The 7538-nt window shown below is 71.0% G+C and carries 8 protein-coding genes; 7 read left to right on the top strand and 1 reads right to left on the bottom strand.

From position 1 onward, the window contains the following. From QN141_02705 to QN141_02685, 5 genes are all read left to right on the top strand, one after another. A partial coding sequence (locus tag QN141_02705; protein MDR7557380.1) for a 5-methyltetrahydropteroyltriglutamate--homocysteine S-methyltransferase occupies positions 1 to 378 on the top strand: 378 nt, incomplete at its 5' end. A gap of 34 nt (positions 379 to 412) precedes the next feature. Then, entirely contained in the window at positions 413 to 1615 is a 1203-nt protein-coding gene (locus tag QN141_02700; GenBank protein MDR7557379.1) for an amino acid ABC transporter substrate-binding protein, read from the top strand. Then, positions 1605 to 2363: an ABC transporter ATP-binding protein gene (locus QN141_02695; protein MDR7557378.1), complete on the top strand. Its 759-nt coding sequence runs from the start codon at positions 1605 to 1607 to the stop codon at positions 2361 to 2363. The genes QN141_02700 and QN141_02695 overlap by 11 nt, the downstream gene beginning before the upstream one ends. Then, positions 2360 to 3232, top strand: coding sequence for a branched-chain amino acid ABC transporter permease (locus QN141_02690; GenBank protein MDR7557377.1), 873 nt, complete (start codon positions 2360 to 2362; stop codon positions 3230 to 3232). The genes QN141_02695 and QN141_02690 overlap by 4 nt, the downstream gene beginning before the upstream one ends. Then, the gene (locus tag QN141_02685) at positions 3229 to 4197 is read left to right on the top strand and encodes a branched-chain amino acid ABC transporter permease (GenBank protein ID MDR7557376.1); all 969 of its coding nucleotides are present in this window, start codon (positions 3229 to 3231) and stop codon (positions 4195 to 4197) included. The genes QN141_02690 and QN141_02685 overlap by 4 nt, the downstream gene beginning before the upstream one ends. A gap of 44 nt (positions 4198 to 4241) precedes the next feature. Here QN141_02685 and QN141_02680 read toward each other — a convergent pair whose 3' ends face one another. Then, a complete protein-coding gene (locus QN141_02680; protein ID MDR7557375.1) occupies positions 4242 to 4889 on the bottom strand; it encodes a class I SAM-dependent methyltransferase in 648 nt (215 codons plus the stop codon). Positions 4890 to 4982: 93 nt separating this feature from the next. On the opposite strand from QN141_02680, the gene QN141_02675 reads away from it, so the two are divergent. Both QN141_02675 and QN141_02670 read left to right on the top strand, forming a co-directional pair. Then, complete coding sequence (locus QN141_02675; protein MDR7557374.1) at positions 4983 to 6533, top strand: PIG-L family deacetylase; 1551 nt, start codon at positions 4983 to 4985, stop codon at positions 6531 to 6533. Beyond that, on the top strand, positions 6534 to 7526 hold the full coding sequence (locus QN141_02670; GenBank protein MDR7557373.1) for a lysylphosphatidylglycerol synthase transmembrane domain-containing protein: 993 nt from the start codon (positions 6534 to 6536) through the stop codon (positions 7524 to 7526). It begins immediately after the preceding gene. Positions 7527 to 7538 lie beyond the last annotated feature (12 nt).

Below are 7538 nucleotides of genomic sequence, written 5' to 3'. Positions count from 1 at the left end.
GGCAACAACCGCAGCCAGTGGTACGCGGAGGGCGGCTACGACCCCATCGCCGAGAAGCTCTTCTCCTCCCTGAATGTGGACCGCTTCCTGCTCGAATACGACGACGAGCGCTCGGGGACGTTTGAGCCCCTGCGCTTCGTCCCGCCGGACAAGATGGTGGTCCTGGGCCTGGTGAGCAGCAAGCGGCCCGCCCTGGAGTCGCCGCGCGACCTCATTCGGCGCATCGAGGAGGCCAGTCGCTTCGTGCCCTTGGACCGGCTGGCCCTCAGCCCGCAGTGCGGTTTTGCCTCGGTGATGGAAGGCAACCTCCTCAGCGAAGACGACCAGTGGGCCAAGTTGCGCCTGGTGGTGGAAACAGCGAAGACGGTCTGGCGGTGATCCCGAGGTGAAGGCCCTCTCTGGAGGTGGAAGCATGCGGAAGGTGGTCCTGGCGGTCGCAGTCGCGGCCGTGGTGTTGAGCCTGTGGGCGCCCGGCATCGTGGGCGCCCCGGCGGGGACGGTGAAGCTGGGCGCGGTCATCCCCCTCACCGGCCGGTTCGCCGGCGGCGGGGCGCAGATCCGCGCCGGGTACGAGATCGCGGTGGAGGACATCAACGCCCGCGGCGGCGTCCAGGTCGGCGGACGGCGGATGCCCCTGGAGTTGATGGTGCTGGACGACGAGTCCGACCCGACCAAGACCGTCAGCCGTCTGGAGACGCTGGCCACCCAGGGCGCGGTCGTCTACCTGGGCGGCTTCGGCAGCGACCTCCATGCCGCGGCGGCGGCGGTGGCGGAGAAGAACCGCATCCCCTATTGCGGCGTGGCCTTTGCCCTGTGGTCCGTCCACCAGCAGGGGTTCAAGTACCTCTTCTCGCCCTTCATCAAGTCCCCCGACATCGCCATCGGCATGTACCGCTTCCTGAACGCCGCGGTGCCCGCCGGTCAGCGACCCACGCGGGTGGCCATCTTCGCCGAGCGCACCGACTGGGGTCGGGAGATGGACCGGCTGTGGACCGCGCGCTCCACCGAGTTCGGCTATCAGATCGTCCTCTCCGCGGAGTACACCGTGGGGACCCGCGACTTCTCCGACATCATCCTGCGGGCCAAGGCGGCCAGCGCCGAGGCCGTGTTCTCCATCCCCACGCCGCCGGACGGACTGGGGCTGATCCGGCAGATGAAGGAACTGGACTTCACCCCCAAGACTATCCTGATGGTGCGGGCCGCCGATCCGGCCTCCTGGGGGCAGGCCCTGGGCAAGGACGGCGACTACGTCCTCTTCGCGCCGGGCTGGCACTCCTCGCTGACCTATCCGGGCGTGGCCGAGCTGAACGCGAAGCACCAGGCGAGGTTCGGTCGACCGACCGACGTCACGGCCGGGCCGGCCTACGCCTGCGTGCAGATCGTGGCCGGCGCCGTGGAACGCGCCAACAGGCTGGAGCCGGCGGCGATCCGCGACGCCATGGCCGCCACCAACATGATGACCGTGGCCGGACCGGTCCGCTTCCGGGCCGACGGGACGGGCGTCGTGCAGTTCGTGCTGAACCAGTGGCAGGGCGGGCGCCAGGTGCGGGTGTGGCCGCAGGGAGCGGGAGCATCGCCCTTCCAGTATCCGGCGCCGCCCTGGCGTGCGCGGTGATCTGACGGACCTGCTGCGGGTCGAGGGGCTGTCGAAGACCTTCGGCGGCCTGCGGGCCGTCATCGATGTCTCCTTCGGCGTGGCCGCCGGAGAGATCCTGGGGTTGCTGGGTCCGAACGGATCGGGGAAGACGACGGTCCTGAATCTCATCGCCGGGGCGTTGCGCGCCGACCGCGGGCGCGTGCGCCTCGGCGATGCGGACATCACCCGTGCGCCGGCCAGCCTGCGGACCCGGCTGGGCATCGCCCGGACCTTCCAGCTGGTCCGCCCGCTGCCCAACCTCACGGCGCTGGAAAACGTGCTGGTGGCGCGTCTCTATGCGCGCGACCGGCCGTCCGCCCGGCGGGCCCGGGACGACGGCCTCCGGCTGCTGGGCGTCGTCGGTCTGGCCGACAAAGCGGCGGTGCCCGCCTCCAGGCTCACGCTCACCGAGCGCAAGCGCGTCGAGATCGCGCGGGCGCTGGCCACGCAGCCCCGGGTGATCCTGCTGGACGAACCGCTGGGCGGACTGAATCCGACCGAGGTGGACACGATGCTCGACCTGTTCCGCCGCATGCGCGCCGACGGCGCCACGCTGGTCCTGGTCGAGCACAATGTCCGCGCCGTGCGGGTCCTGTGCGACAGAGTCCTGGTGCTGAACTCGGGTCGGACCATCGCCGCCGGAACGCCCCAGGAGGCACTGGCCAGACCGGAGGTGATCCAGGTCTACCTGGGGACGTCCCCGGCCGCCCGCGGGGTGCTCCCGTGAACGGCATCCTCCTGCAGAACGCCGTCTTCGGCACGCTGGTCGGCGGGCTCTACGGCCTGGGCGCCGTCGGCCTCTCCCTGGCCTTCGGCGTCCTGAAGATGCTCAACGTGGCCCACGGCGAGCTGATCATGCTCGGCGGGTACGTCAGCGTGTGGCTGTTCGCCCTCGGCCGGGTGGATCCGTTCCTCTCGGTCCTGGCCGCCGGCCCGATGCTGTTCCTGCTGGGGGCGGCGCTGTTTTGGGCCTTCTTCCGCCACCTCGTGCGGGCCACCGAGGAGCACAGGATCAAGAACTCGATCCTCATCGGCTTCGGCCTGGCCCTGACGCTGCAGACGGCGGCCATCCTGGCCTGGACCGCCGACGAGCAGGCGGTGACGCCGCCGTACGCCGGCGCGGTGATCGGTCTCGGCCCCGTGGTCGTGCCCCTGGCCCGTCTCGGCGCCCTGGCCCTGGCCTTCCTGCTCCTGGGCGGCCTCCACCTCTTCCTGACGCGCACCCGCCGCGGCACCGCGATCCGCGCCACGGCGGAGGACGAACAGGCCGCGGCGCTGGTCGGCATCCCCATCGGCAGGACGTACCTGAGCGCCTTCGCCCTGGCCTCGGCCCTGGCCGGCGTGGCCGGCGTCCTGGTCAGCGTCTCCGACGCCGTCAGCCCCGCCATCGGACTGCACTGGACGCTGAAGGCGCTGATCGTCATCGTGCTGGGCGGGATGGGGAACATCCTGGGCACCTTCGTGGCCGGCATCTTCCTCGGCGTGGTGGAGTCGATGAGCGGCTTCCTCCTCGGCAACGCCTACAGGGAGGTCGTGGGTTTGGCGCTGTTCCTCCTCGTCCTCAGCATCCGGCCGCAGGGCCTGTTCTCACGGTGAGCACCCGCGGCCGCACCGGCTGGATTGTCGCGGGCGGCGCTGCGGCGGCGGGGCTGGCCGTCCTGCCGCTGCTGACGTCCAGCCGCAGCATCCTCACCTGGGGCGTGCTGCTGTTCCTCAACATCGCCCTGGCCCAGAGCTGGAACCTGCTCAGCGGATTCGGCGGACAGGTGAACCTGGGCCACGCCGCCTTCTTCGGCCTGGGGGCCCTCCTCACACGGTTCCTCTGGTTCCAGGGCCAGCCGCTCCTCCTCGCCCTCGCCGCCGGCACCCTCGCCGCGGCGGCGGCCGGGGTGATCGTCGGGGCGCCCTCGCTGCGCCTGCACGGCCCGTACTTTGCCATCGGCACGCTGGCGGTGGCGGAGATTTTGCGCATCACCGCCAGCAACGTGCTGCCTGAGGTCTCCACCCTCCCCACCGCCGCTCTCGCCGGCTACCGCCTGGCGCCCCGCTACGTGCTCGCGCTGGGCGTGGCCGCGCTGACCATGGCTGTGGCCGGATGGCTGCCCCGCTCCCGGTTCGGCCACGGCCTGGCCGCGGTCCGGGAGGATGAGGACGTGGCGGAGGCCAGCGGCGTCCATGTCTTCCGGCACAAACTGCTGGCCTTCGTCCTCAGCGCCGCCCTGGCCGGGACGACGGGCGGTGTCTTCGGCTACTACCACGTGAGCTTCTATCCCCAGTTCGCCTTCAGCCCGCTGTGGACGTTCGACGCGCTGCTGATCACGTTTCTCGGCGGGGTGGGGACCGTCTGGGGACCGGCCGCCGGCACGGCGGTTTTCCTCCTGCTGCGGGAGACGCTGGCCCTGCGGCTGGTGGAGGTGCACCTGCTCATCTTCGGCATCCTGTTCGTGCTCATCGTCCTGGCCTTCCCGGGCGGGCTGGTCGAGGCCTGGCGGACGGTGGCCGCCCGCCGGGCCTGGCGCGGCGGAGAGACCAGCGCGGCGCGGGCTGTGGAGAACCTCTGAGAAGGAGTCCGGGGCCGCATGCTTCGGGATCCTGGTCTTCTTCCTCACCATCCGCTGGCTGTCCGCCCGGGACTGACCGCCTCCCGGCGGAAGACCCAGGCGATGCCGCGACCCGCGTGGAGTTCCCGGACACACTGCCAGCCGGCCGGGCTGGCCGGTCTCCAGCGCCGCAGCCAGCGGGGCAGCAGGGCGGCGCTGCTGAGGATCACTGCCACCGCGCCCGAGGAAGCGGCCGCGCGGAACAGCTCCGCCGGGTCGAACGGGGCGTTGTGCACGAGCACCAGGTCGGCAATTCGGCTGCGCAGCGGCAGCGCAAAGGCATCCCCGGCCACGCGCCGGATGCGTCCGGACCCGCCGGGCGGCAGGCGGGCCAGCATCGGCGGCGAAACGTCTATCGCGGCCAGAAAGGCATCCGGGTAGGCGCGGGCCAGCAGCAGGGTAGCTCCGCCCGTTCCGGCGCCGACCTCCGCGATGATCGCAGGCGGCGCCGGCCCGAGGGCCTGCAGCAGGGCCGCCAGCGGCGCGAAGTATGTCGGATCGTCGCTGATCGTGGCCGCATAGCGGAGAGCCAGAGCCCGGTAGCGGCCCTTGGCCCAGCGGCGATAGGCGGCGCGCAACGGCGGCGAGGCGGCCAGGAGGAGATACCCCGCGTCGGTGACGGCGCCCCCCAGCGCGCGCAAGAAGGCGGCCATAGCTGGAGGGTTCGACGGACGGGAACCAACTCCAGCCGCCATTCGCTCGGATTGTGGGACAGCGGAGATCCCGATGCGCACGATCACGTCCCTGTGAATACGATCCGCGTCTCCTGCGTGATCCCCGCCTACAATGAAGCGGCGACGATCGCCGGGGTGATCCATGCCGCGCGCGCCTGCCGCCTGGTGGACGAGATCGTCGTCGTCTCCGACGGCAGCAGTGACGACACGGCGTCGCTTGCCGTCAGGGCCGGAGCGCACCACGTCATCACGCTCCGGCAAAACGGGGGCAAGGGGCGCGCGGTCCTCGAGGCCCTGCGCGCAGCCCAGGGCGACATCATCCTTCTCCTGGACGGCGATCTCGTGGGGCTCCGGCCGGCGCATCTCACCGAGCTCCTCGAGCCCGTGCTCCGGGGGAGGGCGGAGATGGCTGTGGCGGTGTTCTCCGAGGACCGGCTCCACCGGCTGATGCGCCCCCTCTCTGGTCAGCGCGCCATCCGGCGTTCCCTGCTCTGTCAGGCCGACCGGCTGGAGCGGACCGGCTTCGGGTTGGAGATGGCGCTGGACCGGGTGGTCCGCGAGCGGGGCGCCAGCACCCAGCGGGTCACCTGGCAGGGGGTGAACCACCGCTCCAAACGTGAGAAGTACGGGACGATGGCCGGCCTGCGCCTGAAGATGCGGGCCTCCACCGACCTGGCCCGGCAGGCCGGTCTGGCCATCCGGCCGCGGAGGTCGCCGCCGATGATCATCTTTCTGGTCCTTGCCCTGGTGGTCCTCATCGCCGCGGCGCCTGTCTTCTTGATGCACCCGTCGCGCGCCTCGGCGCAGAGCGTTCCGCCGGCGCGGATGCCGGCCGTGGGCGACCGCATCCTGGTCGTCGTCGCCCACCCCGACGATGAAGTGATCGGCGCCGGAGGATTCATCGCCACCGCCCGCCGCATGGGCGTCCCCGTCGCCGTGCTGGTGGTCACGAACGGCGACAGCAACCGTCTTGCCGCCGCGGTGATCTCCCGGAAGGTGCGGCCGAAGGCCGGCCAGTTAATCGAGGAAGGTCGCATCCGCCAGCAGGAGACGCTCGAGGCGTTGGCCCGTCTCGGCGTGCCGTCCTCCCAGGTGTACTTTCTCGGCTTCCCCGATCGCGGGCTCGAAGCGGTGATGCGCAGCGCGACGCCGTTCACCTCGCCGTATACCCGCCTTCGGCAGGCGGACTATCCGGATGTCCTGGAACCGGGGGCTCCATACACGAAGCAGACGCTGGTCGCGCTCGCGGCGCGCATCGTGCACAACGTCCGGCCTACTTTGATCATCACCCACGCCCCCTTTGACCGGCACGGCGACCATCAGGCCGTGGCCAGTCTCGTCGACGCCGTGAGGGGCGTTGCGCCGGTGTACGCCTTCCTGGTCCACGCCCCCGCGTTCCCACGCCCCCTGCGCCTGGCTCGCCGCGATCCCTTGACAGTGCCCGTCGCGCTGACAATCGATCCGGCCTGGCGATGGGTGCGGTTCGACGTGGCACCGGAGGTGGAGCAGGCCAAGCAGGACGCCCTGAACGCCTACCGCAGTCAGCTCAGCACGCCCTACCTCCACCTGCTGCTGGCCAGCTTCATCCGCACGAACGAGCTCTTCGCCGTCCGGGAGCCCTGAATGGCGCGGCGGATCCTGTGGCTGCTGGCGCCGGTGGCCATTCTTGCCGCCGTCGTGCTGCGGACCTCAGAACTCTCCACCCTGCGCGAGGTCTTCGTCTCGGCCGCCCCGCCCGCCCTGCTCGCCGCCGCGGTTCTCGCCGCCGCCTTCACCGTGAACCAGGGGGCACTGTACCGCGGCGTTTTTCGCATCTTCGCCACCGAGATTGCGCTGGGCGACGCCGTGCTCCTCTCCCTCGTGATGGCCTTCGCCAGCCTGGCCCTGCCCGCCGGGACGGCCTCCGGAATCGCGTTCTTCGTCACCGCCGCGCGGGATCGGGGCATCGCCGCCTCCCGGGCGCTGCTCACGGGACTGGCGTATTACCTGTTCGATTACGCCGCGCTGACACCGGTGCTGCTGCTGGGCCTGATGGTGCTGCATCTGCACCACGACCTGGGTCCGGCCTCGCTGGCCGCGGTCGGCTTCTTCTACATCGTGGCCCTCACGGTGGCGGCGCTGGTCGCCTGGGGACTGATTCAACCGCAGTTCGTCGCATCGCGGATCGCCCGGGCCAACGCCTGGCTGCGCCGCCGCCTCCGCTGGACCCGGCGCCTGTTGCCGCAACGGTCGTCCGCCTTCGGCGACGAGATCCAGGAGATCCTGACGCAGGTCCGCGCTCAGCCGCTGCGGGCGATCCCGCCCCTGCTGCATGCGGCCATCCTGCAGGTGATTTCGATCGCCTTGCTCGCGGTGGTCTTCGCCGCCCTGGACTACCGCCTCGCGCCCGCGGTGCTGATCGCCGGCTACGCGGTCGGGGCCGTCTTCATGGTCGTCTCCATCACCCCTTCCGGCGCCGGGGTCGTCGAGGCCGGGATGACGCTTACCCTGACTTCGCTCGGTGTCCCGCTGGAGGTGGCCGCCGCGGGCACGATCCTCTACCGCCTGTACACCTTCTGGCTGCCGATGGTCGCCGGATTCCTCACCCTCCGTCTGCTCCGACCGGCTCAGATCTGATCGGGGAACCGG

The sequence above is a fragment of the Armatimonadota bacterium genome (assembly GCA_031459765.1).
Classification (GTDB): Bacteria; Sysuimicrobiota; Sysuimicrobiia; order Sysuimicrobiales; family Kaftiobacteriaceae; genus Kaftiobacterium; species Kaftiobacterium secundum.
The sequence above is the reverse complement of the archived record's forward strand: the minus strand, read 5'-3'. Positions and strand labels throughout refer to the sequence as shown.